The sequence below is a fragment of the Agarivorans sp. QJM3NY_33 genome, from assembly GCF_050870865.2.
GTDB lineage: Bacteria > Pseudomonadota > Gammaproteobacteria > Enterobacterales > Celerinatantimonadaceae > Agarivorans.
Genome location: NZ_CP194039.2, coordinates 815,663 through 842,372 on the forward strand (window position 1 = coordinate 815,663; position 26,710 = coordinate 842,372).

Consider the following 26,710-nt stretch of genomic DNA (forward strand, 5'->3'; position numbering starts at 1 on the left):
GTAGTGCTAAGCGCTTGGCTTTAGCAACGAGGCTGGATTATAAAAAATAGTCTCAGCCTTGTCTATGCGTTTGAATCTAAGCGCCTATTTATTCGCCGTTTAGCGGTCTATTCGTCTAAGAAACTGCGAAGTTGCTCAGAACGAGAAGGGTGACGAAGCTTACGTAAAGCTTTCGCTTCAATCTGACGAATACGTTCACGTGTAACGTCAAACTGTTTGCCCACTTCTTCAAGCGTATGGTCGGTGTTCATGCCAATACCAAAGCGCATCCGCAGTACTTTTGCTTCACGCGGGGTGAGGCCTGCCAGTACTTCTTGAGTGGCAAACTTGAGGTTTTCACCGGTCGCTGCATCAACAGGCATCGACAGAGTGGTGTCCTCAATAAAGTCACCTAAGTGCGAATCTTCATCATCACCAATCGGGGTTTCCATGGAGATCGGTTCTTTGGCAATTTTAAGCACCTTACGGATCTTATCTTCAGGCATTAACATCCGTTCTGCCAATTCTTCTGGCGTGGGTTCGCGGCCCATTTCCTGAAGCATTTGACGGCTAATACGGTTGAGTTTGTTAATGGTTTCGATCATATGAACCGGGATACGAATCGTACGCGCCTGGTCGGCAATAGAACGGGTAATTGCCTGACGGATCCACCAGGTGGCGTAAGTCGAGAATTTGTAACCCCGACGGTATTCAAATTTGTCCACCGCTTTCATCAAGCCGATGTTACCTTCTTGAATCAAGTCGAGGAATTGCAAACCACGGTTGGTGTATTTCTTCGCAATAGAGATTACCAAACGTAAGTTGGCTTCAACCATTTCTTTCTTGGCGCGGCGAGCTTTCGCTTCACCAATGCTCATACGACGGTTAATGTCTTTGATGTTGTTAATGGATAGGCCGGTTTCTTGTTCAACTGATTTTAGCTTGAAGATACAACGGCGAACTTCTTCGTCGACTTCCATTAACGCTGGGGCATAGTCTTTGGCAGAGGTTTTATGCTCGTTAAACCATACGTCACTGGTTTCATCTTTTGAGAAGGCTTTAACGAAGGCTTGCTTCGGCATTTTACCTTGTTCTACACAAAGCTTAAGCACCAAGCGTTCTTGGGTGCGAACACGCTCCATCATCCGGCGCATACTGGCAACCAGTTTGTCGAACAATTTTGGCACTAAACGGAAAGTGTGGAAGATTTCGCTCAGTTCAAAAATCTCGGCTTTCGCTTGTTTAGAAGTCCGGCCATGTTTGGCAATCATTGCGTGAGTTTTGTCGTATTGAGCACGCAAGGTTTCGAAACGTTCTTTGACGAGTTCAGGATCTAGGCCTGTGTCTTCTTCTTCTTCGTCTTCGTCGTCTTCATCTTCGTCTTCAAGATCTTTTTCTTCAAGCTCTGAGCCAATGTGAGTCGCGGTGGGCGCGGCTTCGGCGACTTCGTTTTCGTCGATGAAGCTATTAACGATGTCACTCACTTTAAGCTCTTCTGCCTGATACTTATCGTACATATCGAGCAAGATAGAGATGGTTTCTGGGTATTCAGAAACGCTACGCTGAACTTCGTTAATGCCTTCTTCGATACGTTTCGCAATATCGATTTCGCCTTCACGAGTTAGCAATTCAACAGTACCCATTTCACGCATATACATACGTACAGGGTCAGTCGTTCGGCCTAATTCTGATTCTACCGTGGCGAGCGCTTGAGCCGCAGCTTCTGCTGCGTCTTCGTCGGTCGTGTTTTCCGCCAACAATAAGTCATCGGCATCAGGTGCGTTTTCATGTACCTGAATACCCATGTCGTTGATCATTTGAATGATATCTTCAACTTGATCGGAATCTACGATATCAGCAGGTAAATGGTCATTTACTTCTGCATAAGTTAGGTAGCCTTGCTCTTTACCTTTTGCGAGAAGGAGTTTGAGTTGAGACTGTGGGGTTTGTTCCATAGATGTCATCCGAAGTAGATTAAGCTAGCAAAACCATAAACGTAAGCGCTGCAAGCGCAAACGAAGAATTATATCAAGTATGGGTGAAAATTTCTATATTAAAGGCATTTATATAGTATCTTTTTGTTTATTACTTAAACAGCCGAGTTAAGGCTTTAATTCAACAACTAATTGTAGCATTTCTCGCTTCTCCTCTACGCTAAGTGTGCCGTTCAGCGATTTGATATTGAGTTGGTCGTAACGTTGTAGCAACAGTTGTTCGATGAAGCTGGCGATTATATCTTGTAGCTCATCGGGGTAACCTGATTCGTCAATTTCCAAGTTATAGCTGGCCAAAGCGTTAAGGTGTTTTTGCTCTGGTAAATCTCGCCAGCGTTCTAAGAGCTGCGCGGTGGTAATATCTGGTTTTTGATGGATCTCGGTAATCAGCCGCTGTAGCAAGGCCATTCCTTTAATATTGACCTGGCTCAGTTGTGGGCTTGGCGGTAAGTCATTGGCAATAGTTGGCCGCTGCAAGAGCATTGCTATGGCTTTACGCATTGGTGTTAAGCTAAGTGCTTTTTGTGCATTGGGTCGGCTGCGTTCCGCTTGTTTTAACTGTGCCAGTTCTTTTTCTAGCTGGCTACGTAGCATTCGGTTTTGGGTGGCCAGCTCGGTGAGTAAAGTTTCTTTGTAAAAACTGGCGTTCACCTGAGAGATTAACTGATAAGCTTTCGACGCGAGGTGGCTTTTTCCGGCATCAGTGCTGATGTCGATGTCTTGGCCGAGGCGTTCAAATAAGAAACGCGACAGCGGCATCGCATCGTTCATCCGTTGTTCAAAGCCATCTTTACCTTCTTGGCGAACCAGCGTGTCGGGATCTTCACCATCGGGTAAGAACATAAACTTAAGTTCTACATTGTCGCGTAGGTGGGGTAAGGCGTTTTCTAAGGCTCGCCATGCAGCATCTCGTCCGGCCCGGTCACCATCATAACAACAAATAATTTTTTCGCTGGCTCTGAACAGCATCTGTAAATGCTCTGGGGTGGTAGAGGTTCCCAGTGACGCGACCGCATAATCGACCCCAAATTGGGCGAGCGATACCACGTCCATATAGCCTTCCACTACTAAAATTTGTGGCACTTGTTTGTAGGCCTGCCGAACTTCATACAGACCATATAATTCGCGACCTTTATGAAAAATGCTGGTTTCTGGTGAGTTAAGGTATTTGGGGGTCCCATCTCCCAAAACTCGACCACCAAAGCCAATATAACGGCCGCGTTTATCACGTATTGGAAACATGATCCGATCACGAAAACGGTCATAGCGACGACCTTTTTCATTCTCGATAGAAAGACCCGCATCCACCAATTGCTGACTGGCTTGTGCCGAGCCGCCGAGGGTTTTACCTAATGCATCCCATTCATCTGATGCGTAGCCAACGGCGAAACGTTGCACCACTTCACCACTTAAGCCGCGGCCTTTTAAGTAGTCGATGACTTGTTGTTTATTTGGATGCACTCGTAATTGTTGTTGGAAGAAGCGACAGGCTTGCGCGGTTAGTTCGTATAAATCTTTACTTTGCTGGCGTTGCTGTTGGCTTTTGGCTGGGTCAAATTTACTATCGTTGCTGTTTTCTCGCTGAACTTCTACGCCCATTTGGCTGGCGAGATCTTCCACTGCGTCAACAAACTCAAGTTTGTCGTATTCCATCAGGAAACTAATGGCGTTGCCATGGGCGCCACAACCAAAGCAGTGATAAAACTGTTTGTCTTGGCTGACCGTAAAAGAGGGTGATTTTTCGTTATGAAAGGGGCAGCAAGCGGAATAGTTTTTACCGGCTTTTTTTAAACGCACACGCTGATCGATTAGGCTAACAATATCGGTGCGAGCCAATAAGTCATCAATAAACTGTTGCGCTATTCTTCCAGCCATTTAGCCTCGTCTTCGGTTTTTAGAAAACAAACAAGCCGTGAACTCATGGAGTACACGGCTTGCTCGAGTAATTTAAGAGATGGGCTTAGGCGAGTTTACTGCGGACGGCGGCACTAATCGCGCCCATGTCTGCCTTACCTTGCACCTGAGGTTTTAAGATCCCCATCACTTTACCCATATCTTGCATTCCAGCCGCGCCCGACTTAGCGATTGCATCATCAATCAATGAGGCAATTTCTTCTGGACTAAGCGCTTGAGGAAGGAACGTTTCCAAGATAGCAATCTCAGCGAGTTCTTTGTCGGCCAAATCTTGACGAGCAGCGGCTGAAAACTGTTCAGCTGCATCTTTACGCTGTTTTACCTGTTTTACGAGGATGCTCAATACTTGATCGTCCTCTAGGGTAATGCGTTCGTCAATTTCTACCTGTTTAACTGCCGCAAGCAACATGCGAAGTGTGCCAAGACGTAATTTGTCTTTGGCTCGCATGGCTGCTTTTTGTTCTTCTTGTAGCGTCGCTTTTAATGACATAGGTTATTAACTGCGCTTAGTACAAGCGAACGCGACGTGCGTTTTCACGTGCTAATTTCTTAGCGTGACGTTTAACAGCAGACGCTTTAGCACGTTTGCGAGTTGTAGTTGGTTTTTCATAAAACTCGCGACGGCGAACTTCAGAAAGAATACCTGCTTTCTCGCAAGAGCGCTTGAAACGACGTAGAGCTACGTCAAATGGTTCGTTTTCACGTACTTTAACGATTGGCATATGCCTATCACCTTCCGGTTTATTAACGGCCGAACAAATATCAGCCTGAGTGTTTAAAAATGGTGCGGAATTTTAAGCCGAACTGAGGGGTAATGTAAAGCCTATTTGTAAGTCACTGGTGAAATTAGCGCTGAACAAGTAAGATAGCTGCGATTTTTGGCAGGCCTTTGGGCGAGATTATACGTTACTGACGCCAGTAACCAAGCAGGAAAAGCAACACTATGCGCGTATTAGGTATTGAAACTTCGTGTGATGAGACCGGCATTGCTATTTACGATGATCAGCAAGGCTTATTGGCCGATGTTTTATACAGTCAGGTAAAATTGCATGCCGATTACGGAGGGGTGGTGCCTGAGTTAGCTTCGCGCGATCATATTCGTAAGACTATTCCACTGATTAAAGAAGCGATGGCAGCAGCCCATTGTAGTGCCGATGATATTGACGCGGTAGCTTATACTGCTGGCCCCGGTTTGGTTGGCGCTTTGTTAGTGGGGTCACTCACCGCGCGTAGTATTGCGATGGCCTGGGATAAACCGGCGGTGGCAGTGCATCATATGGAAGGTCATTTACTTGCGCCAATGCTGGAAGAAAATCCGCCTGAATTCCCGTTCTTAGCGCTATTAGTGTCGGGGGGGCATACATTGTTGGTGGAAGTCGATGGGATTGGTGAGTATCAAATTTTAGGCGAGTCTATTGATGATGCGGCGGGTGAAGCCTTCGATAAAACCGCTAAGTTACTGGGTCTTGATTATCCTGGCGGCCCAGCGTTGAGCCGCTTAGCGGAACAAGGCACTGCCGGGCGTTTTGTCTTTCCAAGACCGATGACTGACCGTCCCGGTTTAGATATGAGCTTCTCGGGATTAAAAACGTTCGCCAAAAATACCATCGATAGCGAGGGCAAAGATCCACAAACTCAGGCCGACATTGCTTTGGCTTTTCAACAAGCCGTGGTTGAGACTCTTATTATTAAGTGTCGTCGCGCCCTGAAACAAACTGGCTTAAAACGTTTAGTGATTGCCGGCGGTGTGAGCGCAAACAAAGCTTTACGCGAACAGCTCGGTGAATTATTGGTATCACGTGGTGGTCAGGTGTTTTATCCTCGCGCTGAATTTTGTACCGATAACGGTGCGATGATCGCTTATGCGGGGATGCAGCGTTTTAAAGCGGGCCAAACGCAAGGTTTATCGGTGAAAGCCATGCCGCGTTGGCCTTTAGACGAGTTGCCTGCAGCAAACCCCTTATAGATTATTGTGTTCGATGGGGTGGCTTTGATCGCCTCATTCCAGAACGAGCGCGGAGGCCATTTTGTGGCTTATATGGGCTTGCCGTTGTCAGTTGTTTTATTCGTTTGTTGGCGAACAAGCCTTGCGTTGTTTTGTCGATATCTTCTCTAGTGATGCAAAGGTGAGCGGCTTAGTCTTTTTTGATGACTTTGGTTTCGGTGTGGTTGCGTAAACGATGAATGTTGCCTTGATGACGAATAATAATCAGACAAGAGAGCATCGCGACGGGCAGTGTGTATTCAGGCTTGATAAGCCAAGTATAGAATGGTGCTAAACTCACCGAGATAATTGCGGCTAACGAAGAGTAACCTCTTAATTTTAGGATTATTAGCCAAGTGAGGATCAACAAGGCAGCGAGATCGAGACCAATTGGTAAAACGCCACCAAGGGCGGTCGCAACCCCTTTTCCGCCTTCAAAATGAAAGAAAATGGGATACATGTGTCCTAAGCAAGCCGCGATGCCGACAAAACCGAGTACCAGCGGGGAGAGACCCGCATAATAGCCTAACCATACTGGGACGGTGCCTTTTAGCAGATCGCAGACCAGTACCAATCCAGCGGGGATTTTCCCGCCTAAGCGATACACATTGGTGGCCCCAGGGTTATTAGAACCGTGATGGCGAGGATCGGGCAGACTAAAAATTCGACAAATTAATACAGCGCTGGATATAGAACCCAGTAAATACGCTGCTGTGATAAAAAATAAACCGATTAAACCCATTAGCTTAGAAGCATTCCACCAATTGCCATATTGCGGTATTATCGCGCTCTTTGAAACCCAAATGATACGCTGTTTTTTTAGCTAAGGCTAATTAGCACGTTTACAGCACAGCAGCATAAAATAATGGATAAAGTATTTATTAAACAGCTCACGGTATTGGCAACCATTGGTGCCTATGAGTGGGAAAAACAAATTAAACAGAAGTTACTGATTGATTTGGAAATGGCTTGGGATAACCGTCCTGCGGCGGCTGGTGATGACTTAAGCTTAGCCTTAGATTATGCATCGGTGAGTCAAGCTGTGAGCAATTTAGTGGGAGGCGAAGCCCACGAATTGGTGGAAACCGTCGCCGAAAAAGTAGCCGATTTGCTGATCCAGCAATATGCAGTGCCTTGGCTTAAAGTCACCATTAATAAGCCAGGTGCAGTGCCTTTTGCTAGTAGTGTCGGGGTGCAAATTGAGCGTAGCCGAGAAGGTTATGCTCAATAATGGCCAATATTTTTGTGGGTATAGGCAGTAATATTGAGCGTGAATATTATATTCGTGCAGGTGTACTTGCTCTAAAAGAGCGATTTGGTGAGTTGCAGTTAAGCCCGGTGTATGAAAGTGCAGCCCTTGGTTTCAATGGTCCGGCTTTTTATAATTTAGTGGCAAAATTTTCTAGTCCCTTGTCTTTACAGGCCGTATTTGAGGCAATAAAACGGATTGAGTTTGAACATGGTCGCGCCATGGATGCACAAAAGTACTCGTCACGAACCCTCGATATCGATATTCTGTTATATAACCAACTAGTGGTAGACACGCCTTGTAAACTACCCAGAGCCGAAATAACCAAGAGTGCCTTTGTATTAAAGCCTCTTGCGGATATTGCTGGTTCAATGCTGCACCCTACGGTAAACCAAACTTTCATACAACTATGGCAAGATTTTGATCATAGTCGTCAAGTGCTGACTCGAGTTGACACTTTAGACCTTTAGTTTTTAGATAAGGAAGCGTAAATGAGTCCCTTTGAAACCATTATGTTGGCGTTGATCCAGGGTTTAACAGAATTTTTACCGATTTCTAGCTCCGCTCATTTGATTTTGCCCTCACAAATTTTGGGCTGGGCCGATCAAGGCATCGCCTTCGATGTTGCGGTACATGTCGGCAGCTTGTTTGCAGTATTGGGTTATTTTCGTAAAGAAGTTTGGGCGATATTAGGCGCCTGGCTGGCTTCTTTTACTGGTAAACGTAGCCCCGAAGCGATACTTGCTTGGTTAATTATTTTAGCGACTATTCCTGCGATTATTTTTGGCGGCCTGTTTAAGTCGCTGATTGAAGAGTATTCACGATCAGCTTACGTGATTGCCAGTACCACCCTGATTTTTGGCGCTTTGTTATGGTGGGCCGATTCGCAGGCGAAATTAATTAAAAATGAATACCATATCGGTTGGAAACAAGCCTTGTTTGTTGGTGTTGCTCAAGCCATTGCGATTATTCCTGGTACCTCACGTAGCGGCATTACCATCACTGCGGGTCTAATGTTAGGTCTAAGCCGTGAAGCCGCCGCTCGTTTTTCTTTTCTGATGTCGATCCCTGTCATTATTGGTGCTTGCACACTAATGGCAAAAGACATGGTCGAGACTCCTGTGGCGATTGATTGGTCGGCGATGTTGCTGGGGATTTTAGTGGCCTTTGTTAGCGCCTATTCATGTATTCACTTTTTCATTAAGTGGGTGAATCGGGTCGGCATGAAACCCTTCGTGATTTACCGGATGATACTTGGCGTGGGCTTGTTTGCTTTCTTGGCCTTGTCTTAGGTCGAAAAGCGCACGTTTCAGGGCAGTTGGACGCAGATTAATTCTCGTCTGATTGCGCTGCTCCGTCCAAGTACGCTTGTTTTTGTTGTTTAATCAGCGCAATTCGCTGTGTTTGTAATTGCTCGCGAATGGCAGCGCCCTGATAGCCAGCTTGAACGATGGCTTGTACGTCGACGCTGTTGGCGGTTTCGAGCTGGTGTAACAGATAGTCGTAGGCTGGGTAAGGGTAGTCTTCAAAACCCAAACGACCTTTAATATCGGCGACTCCCGCTTCCAATATTTGTCGAAAGCGTTCTGGTTTGCGCCAAGCATCGCAGCGGTCAAATAATTTTAGCACTGTTTCTGGGCGTAACTCTAAAGCGCTGTGAATGGTGATGTGATATTCGGCCACCAGAAAAGCAAGGTCTCGGTAGTGATTGGGCACCTTGAGGCGTTGGCAAAACTGCTTAATTAGTTTTAGTCCTTTCGGCCCATGTCCTGGGTGAGAGGGTAGAGTTTCTGCTGGCGTGAGTGCTTTACCATAGTCGTGACATAAACAGGCAAAGCGTACTTCGTTGTGATATCCGAGTCGTGCACTCTGTTCGATAACCATGAGCGTATGAATGCCAGAGTCAATTTCTGGATGCCACTCGGGGCGAGCTGGTACGCCGAATAAAGCTGCCAGTTCTGGAAATAATAGGCTTAAGGCATCGGCTTGTTTTAAAACTTCGAAGAACACCTGAGGCGCTTCGCAGGCGAGGGCTTTTTCGAGCTCTTTCCAGATCCGCTCTGAGGTTAAACTGGATAACTCTCCGGAATGGGCTATTTCGCGCATTAGGGTCATGGTAGATTCTGCCACGCTAAACCCTAAGGGGTGTAAACGTGCGGCGAAGCGAGCGACCCGGAGTACCCGAAGTGGATCTTCAACAAAAGCTGGAGAAACATGACGCAATTGCTTTGCTTGCAGATCGGCCTGACCCCCATAGGGGTCGATGAGCTTGCCGTCTTCACTCATGGCGATGGCGTTAATGGTTAAATCACGACGTAATAAATCGTTTTCTAAACTGACGGTAGGGCTTGCATCGCAGCTAAAACCAGTATAACCCTTTCCTTGTTTGCGTTCGGTGCGTGCTAAGGCATATTCTTCACGGGAGTGCGGATGAATAAATACGGGGAAATCCTTGCCAACTTGGGTATAGCCTAGTTGAAGCATTAGGTCTGGAGAGGCACCGACAACCACATGGTCGCGGTCTTTCACCTTCAAGCCGAGTAGTTTATCTCTGACTGCTCCTCCTACCAAATAGGTTTCCACTTATCACTCCTTGTTATTCTCTATGCACAAACGGCTTGCGCGAGGGTATTATACACCTATCAACGCTCAATTGGGCTTGGATTGCCACCGAGTGAAAACATCGGTAGGCCATGGTCGGTGAAAGGATAGCGATTTAATGTACTTGGATTATTTTGGTTTAAAGGAGACTCCTTTTTCGATAGCGCCAAATCCTGAATTTTTATTTATGAGTGAACGGCATAAAGAGGCCTTAGCTCATCTGAGTTTTGGTTTAGGCGAAACGGGGGGATTTGTGCTACTCACTGGTGAAGTTGGTACCGGTAAAACCACGGTGTCGCGTGCTTTACTAAAACAACTACCCGCAACAACCAAAGTTGCTTTTGTACTCAATCCCACACTCACAGAAATAGAGCTATTGGCGACGGTATGTGACGAGCTGAGCATCCCTTACGACAGCGATAAGATGAGTGTTAAACAGTTAGGAGACGCGATCCGTCAGCGTTTGTTAGAAAACCATGCTGCTGGTGGGAATACCATGCTGTTGATCGATGAAGCTCAGCATCTTTCGGTAGCGGTATTAGAACAGCTTCGTTTATTAACCAACTTTGAGACCGATACCCGTAAGTTATTGCGGGTGGTATTGATTGGTCAGCCGGAGTTACAGCAAAAATTAAAGCAGCCAATTTTACGCCAATTGGCGCAACGGATCACTGCTCGTTATCACTTGTTGCCATTAACGGTGAATGAAGTTAAAGCCTATATCATGCATCGTTTACAGGTGGCGGGTTGTGAGCGGCCTTTGTTTTCTGATGTTGTGGTGAAGCAGGTATTTAAGGCCGCAGAAGGGATCCCTCGGGTGATTAATTTGCTTTGTGATCGCGCGCTGTTGGCCGCCTATGCTGGCAATAAGCTACAGGTGGATAAAGCTGCTTTAAGGCAAGCGATTGAAGAAGTAGCCTTAAATGAACCGCCTCGACAGCTAAATCTTGCTTACATGTTCAGTGGTGCGATGTTAGGTGTTGTATTGTTAGGGGCGGGTTATGTGTATCAACATTGGCCAGTGCTTGGCTCTGTTATCGCGGACTCGCTTCCCCAACAACGGACTCTTGTTGAACCGCAGTTGAGTGTGCCTGTCGCTGCTGTTGTGGCGCCCAGCGTCACTGCCGCGGAGCAACAAGCAGACGAATGGCAACAGCTACGCAGTAGTAGCCGTTTACCGCCACGTGCATGGCAGCTGCTATTACGCGCGTGGGGTTATGATGCGCCAGCCTCTCAAGCCAGTTGTGACTTGATCACAAGCGTTGATTTATATTGTTTGTCTCTTAATGGCGGGGAGCAGATGTTACGTGAAGTTAATTTACCTGCGGTGTTAAAGCTAGAAGACCAAGGTGAACCTTTTTATGCTGTGCTGCGACATTGGGGGCCACAACTTGAATTATGGTTGGGAGAGCGTTCTATGATGGTGGATCAAGCTTGGTTGCAGCAACGCTGGAATGGTGAGTTTCAGGTCCTGTGGCAGCAACCGAAAGGCTTTGATGGCGTATTAAAGCTGGGCAGTCAGGGGGAAGCGGTGCATTGGTTAGAACAGAGCCTATCGCTAATTCAAGGTAAGCGGTCACGGCAGATCTTCAAATATGATCGCCAACTGAGTCAGCAAGTGAAACAATATCAGCGTCAGAATCATCTCACCGCGGATGGCATTGCCGGTGTATTTACACTGTTACATTTGAATCAACAGATATATGTTGATCAACCACGTTTGCAGGAGTTGAATTAGTGTCTAGTATCTTGGCGGCGCAACGCCGTAGTCAACAAGGCGCGATGGCGGCGTTAGTCCCAACGTCGCCCAACAATCGCTTATGGTTCGCACTATTTTGTGTCTTGTTGGCGCTTGTTTTGCTGTTTGCTGGCTTGTGGTGGTGGCAAAAGCTACAAGTTGTTCCTCGGTCTGGCAGCGCTCCGCCTATCGTGGCGGATGTGGCAGCGCTAGCACCAGCACCAGTATTTGCGGAGCCACAGAAGCCTCGGCTGGCGCCTTTTGAATTAAATCCCTTGCCCGATTTCAAAGATTTAGAGCGAGTCGACTTATTGGCGATGCGTCAGGCGCAGTATGCCGACTTAATCGCTAACACTAGCAAACGGTTAATTGCTCAAGAAGATAAGGATTTTAAGCCGGTTGTTGAATCGTCGCCAACGGCTTCGACCGAGTATAAGCCCGCTCAGCCGACAAATTTGAAGTCTGATCTCAGTTTGGAACAGCGCTTTGCGCAAGCGGTTCAAGCGACAGAGTCCTTGAACTGGCAAGAGCAGCAGTCAACCGCGGTTTATGATGATGCGCCGCTACTGGCGGAACTGTCACCCGAGTTACAAGCCTTGGTGCCGGCGATTACTTTTAAATCTCATGTCTTTTCATCCGATCCGGCTCGGCGTCATGTGACCTTGAATGAGCAACAGTTGTTTGAAGGCGATTTACTGACCAATCGTATTGAGCTGGTTGCTATCCGCCTCAACGATATTGTACTGCGGGTGGCCGGAAATCTTTGCCGTTTAAAAGCCTTGGTCGACTGGGGATAAGTTTTGGTCGATGGTTTGCGGATAAACCTAAGTTTTCGGCGCTCATCGATAAACCGACGAGTTTAATTAGTGAAATAACAATGCACTGAGTTGTTTAAATCAAAAAGGGCGCTTTAAGCGCCCTTTTTAATGGTTAAACCTACATCCATTGTTGGTCTCGTTTTTTGCGACGAGGGATCATCGGCAATAATAAACCTAAAATTAGACCGATACCGGCAACGCCCGCGCCACGCATAAACCATTGCATCTGCACCGCTTCGTCAATGGCGTCAAGTTCAGCTTGAAGATTAATGTTTTGTTTGCTGATTTGACTGAGTTGCTCATTCAGTTGGTCGTTGGTTAACTGTAATTGCTCGATTTGTTGTTGCTGAGATTCGAGCTTGATAAGTTGTCCAGCAGAATTGCTTTCACTGCTTTCTAGCTGCTGCTTGAACTTGCTTTCGCTAAGTTTGAGCTGCGCTTTAATTTGTTCTAATTGGTATGCAAGACCAGGTTTCGAGTTTAGGTATTTGGAGTCAACCCAACCTTCACGACCATTGTCGAGGACGACTTTGGCGTATTTATGTTCTGCATCGTAGCCAATTTGGTTAATTTTAGTGCCGGCGTTTACGCTACCTAAAATTCGAAATTGATTGCTGGGCCCGGAATGCATGAAAATGAACAAGTCATCCGATATATAACGAGTTTGAGCGATGGCTGGCGAAGTGAGGGCGAGCAATAAAAAAGCTGCGGATAAGTTTCTGAGGATCACGGCATATCTCTTCGGATTTGATTGTATTCGCCGTTAGTGTACGAAACAACGTTGTCAGTCTCAACCAACAACGTTGTTATTGTGAGTAAAAGTTAGCTTGATTAAGGTTAATTAACCAAAAATACCCAATAAAATATAGTAGAACACGATGGACAACAAAGCGCCCGCTGGCAGGGTGATCACCCACGAGACGACAATGTTACGCACCACGCCTAAATTAAGTGCGGCAATACCACGCGCCATACCGACACCCAACACCGCGCCAACTAGTGTTTGTGTTGTTGAAATGGGCAAACCTGTACCCGAAGCAATCACCACGGTAGTCGCTGCTGCGAGTTCGGCAGCAAAACCACGACTTGGTGTGAGCTCGGTAATGCCCTTACCAATTGTCGCGATTACGCGGTGACCAAATAAGGCTAAACCAGCAACAATACCCAAGCCACCAAGCGGTAGGATCCACCAAGCGAGTGCCGCCTTGCCTGTGATTTCCCCGTTGTTGTGAACGACGCTCACCACTGCGGCCAATGGTCCAATTGCATTTGCCACATCATTTGAGCCATGGGCAAACGCCATGCAGCAAGCCGTGATAACCATTAGTACCGCAAATACCCTCTCTACGTTGGTGTAGTGCATTTGACGGTCGGCCTTCGGGTCGATTTTCAGACGAGTAATGATGTATTTACCGACGATTGCAACCACTAAACCAACGGCGATTGCCCAGAGGTAGCCTTCGGTCGAACTCATTTCCAAGCCGACGTGCTTTAATCCTTTCTTGATGGTCACTAAGGCCATCATAAACCCAGCTAAGAACATGTAGCCGGGCACGTAGCGTTTGGCTGCTGCCAGTGGGTTTTCATTCTCAAAGATGAGCTTTTGTGCGCTCATAAAAATGAAATAGGCGACTATGCCGGATATTGCAGGGGTAATAATCCAGCTGCCGACAATGCTGGATACTTTGCCCCATTCTACGGCCTCGGTACCTACGCCCACCGCGGCAAAACCAACGATTGCGCCAATGATAGAGTGGGTGGTAGAAACAGGCCATCCGTTATAGGAGGCGATTAATAGCCAGGTTCCTGCCGCCAATAACGCGGCAATCATGCCAAATACCAGTAACTCTGGTGTTTGGGTGAAAGCTCCTGAATCAATGATCCCTTTACGAACCGTGTTGGTGACCGCGCCGCCAGCCAAATAAGCACCGGCGAATTCGAAAATCATCGCGATGATGATTGCTTGCTTAATCGTGATAGCGTTAGAGCCGACCGATGTGCCCATGGCGTTGGCGACATCATTCGCGCCAATACCCCAAGCCATCACAAAGCCGAAGACAGCCGCGATGATAACCAGCGTGGTGCCGTAAGTTGCAAGAATTTCCATTGGAGTTACCTAAGTGATTTCTTATTTTTTAGCGATAGATCATCAGTTCTAAACGTGCGCCAACACGTTGTGCCTGATCGGCGAGTTCGCCAATGGCTTCAATGATGAAGTAGAGGAACATTGCGTCGATGGGATCGAGTTTTTTCTCTAATTTTTGTAGTTTTCTACGGATTTTGCGCTGTTGTCCGTCGGTTTCGTCTTCGATGAGATCGAGTTTCTCAACCATGTCTTTCACGACATTGACTTCACGGCCTTTAAAACCGGTTTCGAGTAAGTCTTCTAATTCATTAATCACCGCTTTAGCCATCGCGGTGGCATCTAAACAGCGTTGCAGATACTCCATGAACATTTCCGCCAGCTTCGGTGGTAACTCCATTTTTCGCCCAAGCATACGGCCTGAAATATCTTTTGCTTTGTTGGCTATTCTGTCCTGATGAGTCAACAGTTCGAGAACGTCGGAACGTTCAATTGGCATGAAAAGTCCACCGGTAAGATTTAATCGAATATCTCGTTTCATTCGATCCGCTTCTTTCTCTAATTCAGAGATGATTACGCGACGCTTAGCGGCAGTTTTCCAATCTTTTTTTAGTACAGCGTCGAAAAAAGGTACTAAACCTTCACAACACTCATGTACTACATTGATATGTTCTTGTAATGGTTTAATTGGCGATTTAGCAAACAAACCAAGAATTGTATTTCCAGACATAATCTCTGTTCCAATTAGCTATGCAAAGGATATATTTTTTGCGAGGCGCATGGTAACGTAGACTAGCTTAGTTGCAAGCTTTTATCTGCAATTTTAGTACGTTTTAATTGAGATAAATCAAAAAAATTTGTTCAAAATCCCAACAGGAGAGCCGGGCGCTGCGTCAGCAAGCATGGATAAACCATGAACAATGAAATTGAAATCAAGCTGTTAGCGGCACCTCATTGTGCCTCAGAGTTGTTCGAACGACTGTGTCATTATAGTGTGCTGCAAACGGAAATAAAGCCGCTAACCAGTATCTATTTTGATACTCAAGATCGCCAACTAATGCGTTGGGGCATGGGGCTCCGAATTCGCAGCGGTGATGGTGCAGATGTGCAAACCTTAAAAACCGATGGGGTGGTGGTTGGCGGTTTACATCAACGACCAGAGTATAATTCGCTGGTGCCGACTAAACAGCCGCAATTGGCGTTGTTTAATCAAATTGAATGGCCTCAAGGTGCAGATTTAGCACAAATCGAACAGCAGTTAGTCCCCTTATTTAGTACCGTTTTTGACCGGCAAACGTGGTTACTCGACTTGGCCAACGATACCTTAGTTGAGGTGGCCTTTGATCAAGGTTGGTTAGTTGCTAATACCGAACGGGAAACGATTTGCGAAATTGAATTGGAATTAATCAAAGGTGATGTGACTCAGTTATTTGAATTGGCTAGTGATATCGCCGAGATTGACGGTTTACGTTTAGCTAATATAAGCAAAGCGAAGCGTGGTTATCGGTTAGCCGCTGGTCATCGCGAAACGCTTAAACATCTACTTCCGGTTAAGTTGAGTGATGCCCCCCACGGTGCCGAGTGTTTGACTCGTATCTTTTCTACGGCCTTAGGGCATTGGCAGTATCATGAACAGCTGTTTTTAGATAATCCCCAGCTTGAGGTCTTAGAACAGGTGTCGATGGGCGTCCAAATGTTGGTTCAGGCTTGTAAGATGTTTAGTGAGTTAGACTTGGTTGCTTGTCCTTGGTTGAGTGAGCTGCGTTGGTTACGCCAACAGTTTAGCTGGCTTAATCAGGCCCATAGTTTATCGAGACTGACCGCAGAACGCGGTGTTTTAATTAAAAAGCTGCCTCAGCAGCGCTCCCTGTTAAAGTCCTTACAACAGCAACAAAATGCCTTACCCCAAGTGGAACAAATCCACCAGTTAATGCACAGCCCGCGCTATTGTCGTTTGATGTTAAAAATCACTCGCTGGTTGTATTTGGCAGAATGGCAAAATAGTCCAACGGTGCAAGCCTTAGATATTCGCCAAGTCGCTCAACAATTGTTAGCGACCAGTTGGACTCATTTGCGCAACTCTGATCTCGCATTACCTGAAGTGGATGCCGATGTGTACATTAAGCAAGCCACCAAATTAAGACGGAATTTGCTGGTGGGGATCTGTGTTGGGGAATTATTTGATGAGAGCGCTCGACAAGAATTTCGATTGCCATGGATGGATATTTTGTCGGGGATTGAAGAGTTGAGTTTGTATAAACCCTTGCGGGCCCTGTTTGATGATTTGGAGCCGGAGTTACAGCAAACGATCGAAAAATGGGTCAGCCGAAAAGAGCAATCGTTATTAGATGCTTTAACGTTCTCTCGCCAACAAGCCTTGCAACAAACGGTTTATTGGTAGTTTTGGTGAGTAGCTTTTTGTTTAGTAAGTTATTGATCAGTCTGTTTATACCCAGCACTTTGCTATGGCTATTATTGTTGTTGGCGGCGATCTGTTGGTTACTTGGCCGAGCTTACCTGGCGAAAAGTTTAGTTTTTATTTCCTTGTTGTTGGCGCTGGTTTTCAGTCTTGGTCCGTTGAGCGGTAAAATGCTACGGTTTTTTGAAACACAATATCCGGCGATGCATGTATTACCCGCCGATACGGACCTGATTGTGGTCTTGGGTTGTTTGCATTACGTGGATAAAACACAACCACTCTCTAGCCAAGTTTTACCCTGCGCTACGGTAAAGCTGGTGGAGGCTATTCGCTTATGGAGACAGCATCCAGAGAGTCAAATATTGCTCTCGGGCGGGGATGTAGAAGCCAGTGGCGTGGAGCATGCCGATATGTTGGCCAAATTGGCGATATCCTTAGGTGTCCCGGACTCACATCTGTTACGTAGCTACCATAACTTAAATACGGCAGCAGAAGCGCAAACGGTGGCAGGTAGCTATCGTGGAAAAAACATCGTACTGGTGACACAAGCTGCGCATATGCCAAGAGCGATGTGGTTATTTCAGCAGCAAGGGTTAAAAGTGACTGCCGCACCAAGTTATTATCAGGTGCGTAATTGGCAAGCGCCACTCAGTTGGCGAGCCTTTATCCCGAAGTTCAGTAATATTGCCAAGGCGGATACTGCAATTTATGAAGCGTTGGCGAATCTATGGTTGCGTGCTCGGGTCAGTTTGAGTTCTTCCGAATAAATTAAGCTTTGGACAGGAGTTATTTGAACTCAGATCATTGCTCGATTAGTCTTTGGGATGTTGCTTTTGCTGTAGCTGGTGTAACTGTTGCTCGATTTGTTGTAGTTGTTGCTGCATGGTTTTTTGATTGGCATGATGCTGTTGCATAAAACGCACGAGCTCAGTTTCTTTGGCGGTTTCATCACGTAGTAGCATGGCCGACATTAAACCGGAGATGGCACCAAAAAAACCGACACCAGTTAAAATCATCACACTAGCGATGACTCGTCCGGCGTCAGTGACTGGCACAAAGTCACCATAACCGACCGTAGAAATGGTAACAATTGCCCACCAAAGAGCTTCTCCAGAGCTGTGAATTTGCCCGCCAGACTCACTTCCCTCGGCGATTAAGATGCCAATCGAACCAAGTAACACAATGATCAGGAGGACCAGTAATATGGCGGCTAAAGTTGCTTCAACTCTTCTATGTTTGAGTCTTTTAAGTAAGTGTTGCTGTACCGAGATGGCTTTAATTAGCTTCACCGCATGAATAAACCGCAGGAAACGCAGCGGTTCAATCAATGGAATACTGGCAAATAAGTCGATCCAATGGTGGCTTAGGTAGTGCATTGGTGTATGGCTACGTAACATGCGACTAAAAAAGTGGGTGATGAAAACACAGCAGATTAAGGTATCCAAAGTGACTAACAACGCGTGTAGTTGTGAATCACTAGGATAAAAATACAAACTACTGACAATGCCAATGGCGATAATGGACAGTAACATCATGACCAAGTCGAAGGCGTTTATATTGGTTTTCATCAGCGCATCCTGCAGCGAGTACTGAGCGATATACAAGCACTATACCTGAGTTTTAAAGATTTTCAGTATTGCGGGGTAAATACTGATATATCAAACAGTTTTGTGATAAATAAGGCATATTTGGAGTGTAGTGGTGGCGCCTGAATATCGGCTAGTGGATGCTTGAACTTCAATAGTTTTCATGTTCAGATTCATTTAATTTCTCAGCTGTGGTGCTGCTAACTATGTCAAATGCTCTCCCTCTGCAACAACAACTTTTATCTTTCGCTGCCCAGTCATGGGAGCGAGTGGTCGCCTTGGAACCCAGACTAAACACTGAACTCAGCGAGTACCAGCAGCAACAGTCGCAACAGGCCTTCGCGGTGAGTGACTTTATTGCCGATAGTTGTATTGCTCAGCCTTCTTTGCTGCTCGATATTTGGCAACAGCAGCTGCTAAGCCAGGTGTTAACAGAGACGCAGCTACGTGAGCAACTGACTGCTCAATTAGCCGAACAACAAAATGATGATGCTGCCAAGAAAGTATTACGGCGGTTTCGTCGCCAGCAAATGGTGTTGATCGCCTGGCGAGATTTAACCCAAGGCCAAGCGGTTACCGACAGCTTTGCGCAAGTATCGGCGCTGGCCGACAGCTGTGTTGACTGTGCGAATCAATGGCTATATTCGCGTTGTTGTGCTGAATCTGGGACGCCGATGGATAGCGCTGGCAATGCTCAAGCCTTGGTGGTGATAGGCATGGGCAAGTTAGGGGGACGCGAGCTTAACTTCTCCTCTGATATCGATTTGATTTTTTGTTTTCCAGAAAATGGCGAAACTCAAGGTGGGCGGCGAAGCATTGCTAATCAGCAATTTTTTATTCGTATGGGCCAGCGTCTAATTCAACTAATCGATCAACCGACCGTTGACGGTTTTGTATTTCGCGTGGATATGCGGCTGCGTCCTTTTGGTGAGTCGGGTCCCTTGGCGGTAAGCTATGCCGCCTTTGAAGATTACTATCAGCATCATGGTCGTGATTGGGAACGCTATGCGATGGTGAAAGCGCGGGTGATTAACCAGGATTTGCGTTATGACCAAGCCATTCAAGCCATGCTAAAACCTTATGTGTATCGTCGTTATATAGATTTTAGTGCGATCCAAGCATTGCGCTCGATGAAGGCGATGATTAACTCGGAAATTCGACGTAAGGGCTTACGTGATAACATCAAACTAGGCTCAGGAGGGATCCGTGAGATTGAGTTTATTGCGCAAACTTTTCAATTGATCCGTGGCGGAAGAGAACCAGTCCTGCAAACGCGCTCATTGCTCAAGGCTTTGAGCTTACTCAGTGAGTACGGCGAGTTGAGTCTTGAGCAGACGCAATTGCTTACCAAGCATTATCTGTATCTGCGTCAGGTAGAAAATATCTTACAGCAAATTGATGATAAACAAACCCAGACTCTGCCGGATAGCGAGCTTGATCAACAGCGGATCGCATGGGTGATGGGGGAAGCATCCTGGGTTGATTTTTATCAGCAACTACAAGCTTTATTAGCCGAGGTGAATGGCTGTTTCCAAAGCGCCATTGGCGATGAACAATGTGATGAGCATCAAGCTAGCCAAGATTACGAAGATCTGTGGCATTGTGGTGCTGATCGCGAAGCGCTTGCCTCGCTCATGGCTAAACATGTTTGCGCTGAAGCGGAGCAGCAGCAACGCGTGGAAACTATGTATCACTTTATGCATGCAGTGGAGCATCGGCAAATTGGTCAACGGGGTCGACAAACTTTAGAGCGGATGATGCCGAGCTTGTTACAACAGTTGTTTGAGCATCCGAAAACCAACTTAGTATTACCCCGAGTCATGGTGTTGTTAGAGCGGATCTTGTCCCGTACTGCTTATCTAGAATTATTAGCCGAAAATCCAGGCTCTTTGCATCAACTGTTGCGCTTGTGTGCTGGCAGCGCGATGTTGGCCGAGAAGTTGGCAAGCTTTCCGATCTTGCTGGATGAGTTGCTTGATCCCGCGTTGTTATATAATCCGGTCAGTGCCGATAGCTACGCCCAGCAGCTACGCGAGTTTATGTTGCGGATCCCAGCCGATGACATGGAACAGCAAATGGAGGCCTTACGTCAGTTCAAGCAAATACAACAGTTGCGGATCACCGCCGCGGATATCGCCGGTGCGCTACCTTTGATGAAAGTAAGTGATCACTTAACAGCGGTTGCAGAAGTAATTGTAAATGCGGTGGTTGAACATGCTTGGGCGCAAATTGTGGAGCGCCATGGCTACCCGGAACACCTTGAGCAACAGCAACGCGGTTTTGCGGTTGTGGGCTACGGCAAGATCGGTGGCATCGAAACTGGCTATAGCTCCGATCTAGATTTGGTTTTTTTACATAACAGTGACAGCTCTACCTACACCACTGGTCCGAAGCAAATCGATAGTAAGCAGTTTTATCTCAAATTAGCGCAACGCATTATGCACTTGTTTAATACCCGCACCGCCTCTGGCGTATTGTATGAGCTCGATATGCGTCTGCGTCCATCGGGGGCTTCGGGTTTGTTGGTATCGGCGATCGATGCTTTTGAGCAGTATCAACTGAAAGAAGCCTGGACTTGGGAGCACCAAGCCTTAGTGCGAGCCCGAGTGGTTTATGGTGATCGTGACTTAGGGCAACGTTTTGAACAGGTTCGCCATCAAATTTTGTCGATCAAACGTGAACCTACAGAACTCATCACCCAAGTGGTGGAGATGCGGCATAAAATGCGCCAGCATTTGAGTAGAGAAACTAGTGATTTATTCGATTTGAAGCAGTCGGCTGGGGGGATGGTTGATATTGAGTTTATTGCGCAGTATTTGGTATTACAGTATACCGATCGCTGTCCTGAGCTGAGTCGATGGAGTGATAATGTCCGGATTTTTGAAAGCTGCGCGCAGCTGGGGATCTTAGACAAACAGCAGGCACAGGGATTGACTCGTTGTTATTTAGAGATCCGTGACGAGGGGCATCGTCAATCCTTACAAGAATTACCGCGGCTGGTCGAAAAGGCTCAGTTCACCCTCGATCTGAGCGTTGTTTGTGATACCTGGCGACAGTTATTTGCCGCTCAAGCACCAAAGGTAGATTAGTAGACGCTGGGTTCGCCCTCAGGGCGCGATTTAAAGCGACGATGGATCCACATGTACTGCTCGGGAGCGCGTAAAATGGCTTTTTCTATGGCCTGATTAATCGTGCGCGCATCGGCTTTAGTGTCACCAGTGGGATAATTTTCGATAGCGGGTTCTATCACCAAGGTGATGGAGCCATCTGCGTTTCGAAGTGCGTAACTCATCAGTACCTGTACGTTTTTGACTCGAGCGAGGGTGGCTGTTCCGGTAATGGTAGCAGCGTTTGGCTGAGCAAAAAGAGGCACAAATACAGCCGCGTGGGTTCCGTAATCATGGTCGGGGGCGTACCAAACCGCATTCCCATTTTTTAAAGCTTTTATCATGCCTCGCACATCGGTTCGGTCGACCAGGTACTTATTGGCTCTGGTTCGTCCATGGTATTGGAAATACTCGTAGACTTGGTTTTTATTCGGACGATAGATACCAACACCAGGATCAATGACTCCAAAGGCTCTGGCATGGCTTTCTAAAGTCCAGAAGTGAGCACTTAACAGCAGAATGCCGCCTGGTTTTTGTCTCACCTGTTCTAAATGTTCCAAACCTTCAAAATGAAGATGTTTGGCAAAGCGCCATTTGGGCCAAAACCAAGCATTCGCGGTATCAACTACCGAGTGTCCGAGATGTGTGAAGCATTGTTCAAGCAATTGCTCACGCTGCACCGCAGATTTTTCTGGGAAACAAATGTGCAAGTTTCGACGTGCGATATGCACTCGTGATTTGAGTAGTCTTTTTCCTAGGCGGCCAATCGCCAAGCCTAAGTAATGTTGCAGGCGATGGGGCAGCAGGCTAATACCAAGCATGAAACTAATTAACAACCAAGCCCCCCAATTTCGGGGGTGAAAGGAGCCAGCGTTGAGTGTGGGGGGAGATATTTCAGCCATGTTTTTCTTTTTGCTTCAGTTGGTGAGTCAAGTTTACCCGAATTCTGGTAATTATGCCGCAGACCAGATTTTTAACTATGATAAACTGTTCGCAATTTATTTTCGATGAGAGTGAGTAATGCGAATAACCCTCCCTGAGTTTTCTCAAGCTAAGGTGCTAGTTGTTGGTGACGTGATGTTAGACCGATATTGGCAAGGACCTACTGGACGAATATCTCCAGAGGCACCAGTTCCAGTGGTGAAAGTTGAGCAAATTGAAGAGCGCCCTGGTGGTGCAGCGAATGTCGCCTTAAACGCGGTCGCTTTGGGTGCCAGTTCAACTTTACTCGGCATGAGTGGTGACGATGAGGCATGCCATGCCTTAGAAAATCAGCTAGCCGCAGTGGGAGTGAGTTGTCAGTTCAGTAAATTTGCTGATTATCCCACGATTACTAAATTGCGGGTATTAAGCCGTCATCAGCAGTTGATCCGTCTGGATTTTGAAGAGAGCTTTCATAACGTAGATAGCCAAGACTTGCGTGATCGTTTTACCCAACAGATCAACCAGCATCAAGTGGTGATATTATCCGATTACAATAAAGGTGCATTGAATCGGGTTGGTGATTTAATCGGCTTAGCGCGTGAAGCGAAGGTGCCGGTTTTAGTCGATCCTAAGGGCAGTGCCTTTGATAAATATCGCGGCGCAACGCTGCTTACGCCTAACTTCTCCGAATTTGAAACAGTGGTTGGTGCTTGTAAAGATGAGGTAGAGATCGTTCAAAAAGGTCTTCAATTAATTGATGAATTAGATTTGCAAGCCTTGCTGGTGACGCGCAGTGAGCACGGAATGACCCTGATTCGTAAGGGGCAAGATGCTTTGCATTTGGCCGCCTTAGCGCAAGAAGTCTATGATGTCACGGGTGCTGGTGATACGGTTATTTCTACTTTAGCCAGTGCCCTTGCAGCGGGTGCTAGCCTAGAAGATGCCTGCGCTTTAGCCAATGTGGCCGCTGGTATTGTGGTGGGTAAGTTAGGGACCTCGACGGTGTCGACCATTGAACTTGCCAACGCAGTATATGGTCACCAGGAAACCGGTTTTGGGGTGTTGAATGAACAGCAGTTAAAACAAGCTTTAGACGCTGCCCATCGTCGTGGTGAAAAAGTTGTGATGACGAATGGCTGCTTTGATATTTTACATGCCGGTCACGTATCTTATCTTAATCATGCTCGTACTTTAGGTGATCGCTTAATCGTTGCCGTTAATAGTGATCATTCAGTGAAGCGCTTAAAAGGTGAAGGACGCCCTGTGAACAGTGTTGATCGTCGGATGGCTGTATTGGCTGGTTTGGGGGCGGTGGATTGGGTGGTTGACTTTACTGAAGATACCCCACAGCGGCTGATCGCTAGTTTGTTACCGGATTTGTTAGTCAAAGGCGGTGATTATAAACCAGAGGAAATCGCGGGTGGTGAAGAAGTGATTGCCAATGGTGGCGAGGTAAAAGTGCTTAATTTTGAGGAGGGCTGCTCTACCTCTGAGATTATTCAATCGATCCGTCAGAATCAGATTGATTAGTATGCATCATCGTCTAAAAAAGGCGCCACTGGCGCCTTTTTTATTAACCAATAATTCTCCGTGGTCATGCATTCTCTCTGTTTTTAACATTGAATGCATGACATTGGGGGATTTATTGAGCGGCCATTAAACCGGAATTAACCAATACTACGTCTTCTTCATTTAGGGTGCCTACGGCTTGTTTAAGCGACAGCATATTTAAGATGTAATCGTAACGAGCATTTGATAAATCACTTTTTGCTGAGTATAAATTACGCGTTGCATCTTGTACGTCAACGATGGTTCGAGTACCCACTTCAAAACCTGCTTCGGTGGCTTCCAGAGCGCTTTGAGATGAGACAACCGTTTGCTCGAAGGCTTTTACCGAGCCGATACTCGCACTGACATTGTTGACCACCGAGTTTACGGTGCTTTGTACTGAACGATAGGTTTGCTCTAAGGCTTGAGACGCTGCAATGTAACTAAATTGAGCTTGTTTAACCTGAGAGTCAATACTGCCACCTTGGTAGATCGGCCAGTTGAATTCAAGACCGATATTGCCCGAATTCGCACTGCCACCTTGAGCGTTGTCGGTCATACTATTCCCGTATTTATTGTTGTCGTAACCAATACCTGCGGTTAAATCTAAGGTTGGCGCATGACCACTTTGAGCCAATTTAATTTGCTCTTGAGAGACTTCTTTGGCAATCCGCTGAGCGTTCAACTGAAGGTTCTTATCGCTGGCAAGCTCTAACCAGTGCTTTGCGCTTTGATTTAGTTCGGCGGGATCGAAGCGTTCGGTATTTAAAATATTGAGTTGGCGATGTTCTAAACCAGTTAACTCGCGCAAGGCTTCGTAACTATTTGATAAGGTATTACTGGCTTGAATTTCTTCGGCAAGCGTTCGGTCATATTCGGCTTGTGCTTCATGAACGTCGGTAATCGCAGTTAAGCCAACATTAAACCGTTGTTTAGTTTGCTCTAGTTGACGAGCGACAGCAGCCTTGTTTGCTTGTACAAAACTAACATTATCGATGGCGCGTAATACGTTAAAGTAAGCGGTGCTCACTCGAATAATCAGATTTTGCACATCGTTGGCATACAAGGCATCGACCCGAGTCGCATCTTTTTCTGAAATGCTTAAACTGGTCCAGTTGGTTCTGGAATAGAGTGACTGGCTTAAACCTACCGATGCATTGGTATTGGTGATACTGTCGATACTGCTGTTATCGGAATTGGTATATTTTGCCCCCGCTGAAAAACCGATTTGCGGGAGTAGCGATGCTCGGGTTTGAGTTATTTTCTCAAAGGCGATGTCACGCTGCGATTTACTTTGCAAGATGACGGGATCTTTTTCTTGAGCTAATTGATAAATTTGCAATAAGTCGTCAGCTTGAGCTTGATAAGCTATCGAGCCAAAAGTACAAGCTAATATCAATGATTTCATTTTCAGCTTCATTTCGCCTTTCCTCTATTCGCCTTGGATGTGCGAAGTTTATCGGGAGTGAGTTAAATTAATTCTAGGAGTTAAACAATATGGCTTAAACAGCTAACATATTGCGAATAAATGTTAGTCTATCTCAGCTTTAACTTTAGATTAAGACTTAGTTAAGAAAAATCATAATAGATTGTAGTCAATCTGTCATTGGATCATTAAGAGTCGGCAAATTATATACTAAATCGCCAAACAAAGGGGACTAGATTCATATGCTTAAGTTGAAAAACCTGAGTCAGTTTTCTCATCAAGACATGGAAATACAGAAGGTAGAGGATGTCTATAAAGGTTTCTTTAAATTAAAGCGTTACACCTTGCGTCACCGTTTGTACCAAGGGGGGTGGAGTCAGTGGTTTCAGCGTGAAATGTTAGACCGAGGTCATGCGGCAGCAATTTTGCTTTTTGATCCGCTACTTGACCAAGTCGTTTTAGTTGAGCAATTTAGGATCGGTGCGGTCGAAACTGGAGCCAGTCCTTGGTTATTGGAAATCGTGGCCGGGATGCTTGATAGTAACCAACCACCATTGGATGTTGCGGTACGTGAAGCCGAAGAAGAAGCTGGGCTAAGGGTGAAGCGAGTGATTTCGTGTAATAGTTTTTTACCGGGCGCGGGAGGCTTAAGTGAGCGCATTCATTTGTACCTCGGTGAAGTTGATGCAAGCCAAGCGGGTGGTGTTCATGGATTGGAAAATGAAAATGAAGACATATTGGTGAAAGTTTTAAGTCGCGAACAAGCCTTCGAATGGGTACAATCGGGCCTGATTGATAATGCTGCGGCTGTAATTGCGATTCAATGGTTGCAGCTAAATTTGCAGAAAGTGTTGCTGCAATGGCAAAATAATGGCGTTGCAGATGCAGGCTAAAAAACTTGGTCGTTATCGCGTAAATCTTGAGCAACTGATGCAGCTTTATGCTGCTAATTATGTCTTGCTGATGCGCCTATTCCCGACTGAGCTTAGCCGTGGACAGACACTACGATTACAGCCACAAATTGGTGAAGACTACCAGCTCGAGTGTAAAGAACGTACGCGTTATACCTCGCTGTATGAGATCAGACAAACTGGTCGCCAAGCGCATCAGTATTTACGATCTCAGCTGATTGTGCGCTTGTATCACGATGCGCGCTTGGCGGAAGTGTGTGCTAGTCAGCAGATTTATAAGCTAAAACCAAGGTATGATTATCCTAATAAAAAGATGCATCATCGTGACGAAAAGCATCAAATAAATCAGTTTCTTAATGACTGGTTGGCATTTTGTTTAAAACAGCGGATGAAAGTAGAGTTTGAATAATCAAGCTCCAAGAAAAGATT

Annotated in this window: 24 protein-coding genes; 12 read left to right on the top strand and 12 right to left on the bottom strand. The window is 46.3% G+C overall.

Annotated features, from left to right (window positions below):
• Positions 1-107: 107 nt before the first annotated feature.
• The 4 genes from rpoD to rpsU form a co-directional block, all read right to left on the bottom strand.
• Positions 108-1,934 (bottom strand): RNA polymerase sigma factor RpoD, encoded by a 1,827-nt coding sequence (rpoD, locus tag ACRRSY_RS03640; protein ID WP_432454535.1) that lies wholly within the window; start codon positions 1,932-1,934, stop codon positions 108-110.
• A 147-nt stretch (positions 1,935-2,081) separates the two neighbouring features.
• Positions 2,082-3,848, bottom strand: a complete 1,767-nt coding sequence (gene dnaG, locus ACRRSY_RS03645) for a DNA primase (protein WP_432460921.1) — start codon at positions 3,846-3,848, stop codon at positions 2,082-2,084.
• An 85-nt stretch (positions 3,849-3,933) separates the two neighbouring features.
• Positions 3,934-4,377 carry a GatB/YqeY domain-containing protein gene (locus tag ACRRSY_RS03650; protein ID WP_432454533.1) on the bottom strand — a complete coding sequence of 148 codons (444 nt, stop codon included), beginning with the start codon at positions 4,375-4,377 and terminating at the stop codon, positions 3,934-3,936.
• Between the two features lie 16 nt (positions 4,378-4,393).
• On the bottom strand, positions 4,394-4,609 hold the full coding sequence (rpsU, locus tag ACRRSY_RS03655) for a 30S ribosomal protein S21 (RefSeq protein ID WP_432454532.1): 216 nt from the start codon (positions 4,607-4,609) through the stop codon (positions 4,394-4,396).
• 221 nt (positions 4,610-4,830) lie between these two features.
• Here rpsU and tsaD point away from each other — a divergent pair, with 221 nt between their 5' ends.
• The gene (gene tsaD / locus ACRRSY_RS03660; protein WP_432460922.1) at positions 4,831-5,853 is read left to right on the top strand and encodes a tRNA (adenosine(37)-N6)-threonylcarbamoyltransferase complex transferase subunit TsaD; all 1,023 of its coding nucleotides are present in this window, start codon (positions 4,831-4,833) and stop codon (positions 5,851-5,853) included.
• A gap of 169 nt (positions 5,854-6,022) precedes the next feature.
• On the opposite strand, the gene plsY is transcribed toward tsaD, so the two are convergent.
• Positions 6,023-6,613, bottom strand: coding sequence for a glycerol-3-phosphate 1-O-acyltransferase PlsY (gene plsY, locus ACRRSY_RS03665; RefSeq protein WP_432454530.1), 591 nt, complete (start codon positions 6,611-6,613; stop codon positions 6,023-6,025).
• A gap of 123 nt (positions 6,614-6,736) precedes the next feature.
• Here plsY and folB point away from each other — a divergent pair, with 123 nt between their 5' ends.
• The 3 genes from folB to ACRRSY_RS03680 are packed head-to-tail and all read left to right on the top strand — an operon-like array spanning position 6,737 to position 8,412.
• Positions 6,737-7,102 carry a dihydroneopterin aldolase gene (folB, locus tag ACRRSY_RS03670; RefSeq protein ID WP_432454529.1) on the top strand — a complete coding sequence of 122 codons (366 nt, stop codon included), beginning with the start codon at positions 6,737-6,739 and terminating at the stop codon, positions 7,100-7,102.
• Positions 7,102-7,590: a 2-amino-4-hydroxy-6-hydroxymethyldihydropteridine diphosphokinase gene (folK, locus tag ACRRSY_RS03675; protein WP_432454528.1), complete on the top strand. Its 489-nt coding sequence runs from the start codon at positions 7,102-7,104 to the stop codon at positions 7,588-7,590. Before folB ends, folK begins: the two co-directional genes overlap by 1 nt.
• A 21-nt stretch (positions 7,591-7,611) precedes the next feature.
• Positions 7,612-8,412, top strand: coding sequence for an undecaprenyl-diphosphate phosphatase (locus ACRRSY_RS03680; RefSeq protein ID WP_432464367.1), 801 nt, complete (start codon positions 7,612-7,614; stop codon positions 8,410-8,412).
• 37 nt (positions 8,413-8,449) lie between these two features.
• Here the strand turns inward: ACRRSY_RS03680 and ACRRSY_RS03685 are convergent, their stop codons facing one another.
• Positions 8,450-9,703, bottom strand: a complete 1,254-nt coding sequence (locus ACRRSY_RS03685) for a multifunctional CCA addition/repair protein (protein ID WP_432464368.1) — start codon at positions 9,701-9,703, stop codon at positions 8,450-8,452.
• Between the two features lie 136 nt (positions 9,704-9,839).
• Here ACRRSY_RS03685 and ACRRSY_RS03690 point away from each other — a divergent pair, with 136 nt between their 5' ends.
• Both ACRRSY_RS03690 and ACRRSY_RS03695 read left to right on the top strand, forming a co-directional pair.
• Positions 9,840-11,459, top strand: a complete 1,620-nt coding sequence (locus ACRRSY_RS03690; protein WP_432464369.1) for an AAA family ATPase — start codon at positions 9,840-9,842, stop codon at positions 11,457-11,459.
• On the top strand, positions 11,459-12,256 hold the full coding sequence (locus ACRRSY_RS03695; RefSeq protein ID WP_432464370.1) for a general secretion pathway protein GspB: 798 nt from the start codon (positions 11,459-11,461) through the stop codon (positions 12,254-12,256). Before ACRRSY_RS03690 ends, ACRRSY_RS03695 begins: the two co-directional genes overlap by 1 nt.
• 139 nt (positions 12,257-12,395) lie before the next feature.
• On the opposite strand, the gene ACRRSY_RS03700 is transcribed toward ACRRSY_RS03695, so the two are convergent.
• The 3 genes from ACRRSY_RS03700 to ACRRSY_RS03710 form a co-directional block, all read right to left on the bottom strand.
• Positions 12,396-13,007 carry a TIGR04211 family SH3 domain-containing protein gene (locus ACRRSY_RS03700; protein ID WP_432454523.1) on the bottom strand — a complete coding sequence of 204 codons (612 nt, stop codon included), beginning with the start codon at positions 13,005-13,007 and terminating at the stop codon, positions 12,396-12,398.
• Between the two features lie 111 nt (positions 13,008-13,118).
• Positions 13,119-14,384, bottom strand: coding sequence for an inorganic phosphate transporter (locus ACRRSY_RS03705; RefSeq protein WP_432454522.1), 1,266 nt, complete (start codon positions 14,382-14,384; stop codon positions 13,119-13,121).
• Between the two features lie 28 nt (positions 14,385-14,412).
• Positions 14,413-15,090, bottom strand: a complete 678-nt coding sequence (locus ACRRSY_RS03710) for a TIGR00153 family protein (RefSeq protein WP_432454521.1) — start codon at positions 15,088-15,090, stop codon at positions 14,413-14,415.
• Positions 15,091-15,273: 183 nt separating this feature from the next.
• Here ACRRSY_RS03710 and ACRRSY_RS03715 point away from each other — a divergent pair, with 183 nt between their 5' ends.
• Entirely contained in the window at positions 15,274-16,761 is a 1,488-nt protein-coding gene (locus ACRRSY_RS03715; protein WP_432464371.1) for a CYTH domain-containing protein, read from the top strand.
• Between the two features lie 5 nt (positions 16,762-16,766).
• Positions 16,767-17,546, top strand: coding sequence for a YdcF family protein (locus ACRRSY_RS03720; RefSeq protein WP_432464372.1), 780 nt, complete (start codon positions 16,767-16,769; stop codon positions 17,544-17,546).
• Positions 17,547-17,591: 45 nt separating this feature from the next.
• Here ACRRSY_RS03720 and ACRRSY_RS03725 read toward each other — a convergent pair whose 3' ends face one another.
• Positions 17,592-18,347: a potassium channel family protein gene (locus ACRRSY_RS03725; protein WP_432454518.1), complete on the bottom strand. Its 756-nt coding sequence runs from the start codon at positions 18,345-18,347 to the stop codon at positions 17,592-17,594.
• A 224-nt stretch (positions 18,348-18,571) separates the two neighbouring features.
• On the opposite strand from ACRRSY_RS03725, the gene glnE reads away from it, so the two are divergent.
• The gene (gene glnE, locus ACRRSY_RS03730; protein ID WP_432454517.1) at positions 18,572-21,454 is read left to right on the top strand and encodes a bifunctional [glutamate--ammonia ligase]-adenylyl-L-tyrosine phosphorylase/[glutamate--ammonia-ligase] adenylyltransferase; all 2,883 of its coding nucleotides are present in this window, start codon (positions 18,572-18,574) and stop codon (positions 21,452-21,454) included.
• Here the strand turns inward: glnE and lpxL are convergent.
• Positions 21,451-22,374 (bottom strand): LpxL/LpxP family Kdo(2)-lipid IV(A) lauroyl/palmitoleoyl acyltransferase, encoded by a 924-nt coding sequence (gene lpxL, locus ACRRSY_RS03735; protein WP_432454516.1) that lies wholly within the window; start codon positions 22,372-22,374, stop codon positions 21,451-21,453. The two genes, glnE and lpxL, sit on opposite strands and share 4 nt — an antisense overlap.
• 118 nt (positions 22,375-22,492) lie before the next feature.
• Between lpxL and hldE the strand changes: the two genes are divergently transcribed.
• Positions 22,493-23,926, top strand: coding sequence for a bifunctional D-glycero-beta-D-manno-heptose-7-phosphate kinase/D-glycero-beta-D-manno-heptose 1-phosphate adenylyltransferase HldE (hldE, locus tag ACRRSY_RS03740; RefSeq protein WP_432454515.1), 1,434 nt, complete (start codon positions 22,493-22,495; stop codon positions 23,924-23,926).
• 112 nt (positions 23,927-24,038) lie between these two features.
• On the opposite strand, the gene tolC is transcribed toward hldE, so the two are convergent.
• Positions 24,039-25,364 (bottom strand): outer membrane channel protein TolC, encoded by a 1,326-nt coding sequence (gene tolC, locus ACRRSY_RS03745; RefSeq protein WP_432454514.1) that lies wholly within the window; start codon positions 25,362-25,364, stop codon positions 24,039-24,041.
• 248 nt (positions 25,365-25,612) lie between these two features.
• On the opposite strand from tolC, the gene nudF reads away from it, so the two are divergent.
• Both nudF and ACRRSY_RS03755 read left to right on the top strand, forming a co-directional pair.
• On the top strand, positions 25,613-26,263 hold the full coding sequence (gene nudF, locus ACRRSY_RS03750; protein ID WP_432460934.1) for an ADP-ribose diphosphatase: 651 nt from the start codon (positions 25,613-25,615) through the stop codon (positions 26,261-26,263).
• Positions 26,253-26,690 carry a DUF1249 domain-containing protein gene (locus tag ACRRSY_RS03755; protein WP_432454512.1) on the top strand — a complete coding sequence of 146 codons (438 nt, stop codon included), beginning with the start codon at positions 26,253-26,255 and terminating at the stop codon, positions 26,688-26,690. The genes nudF and ACRRSY_RS03755 overlap by 11 nt, the downstream gene beginning before the upstream one ends.
• The last annotated feature ends 20 nt before the right edge of the window (positions 26,691-26,710 follow it).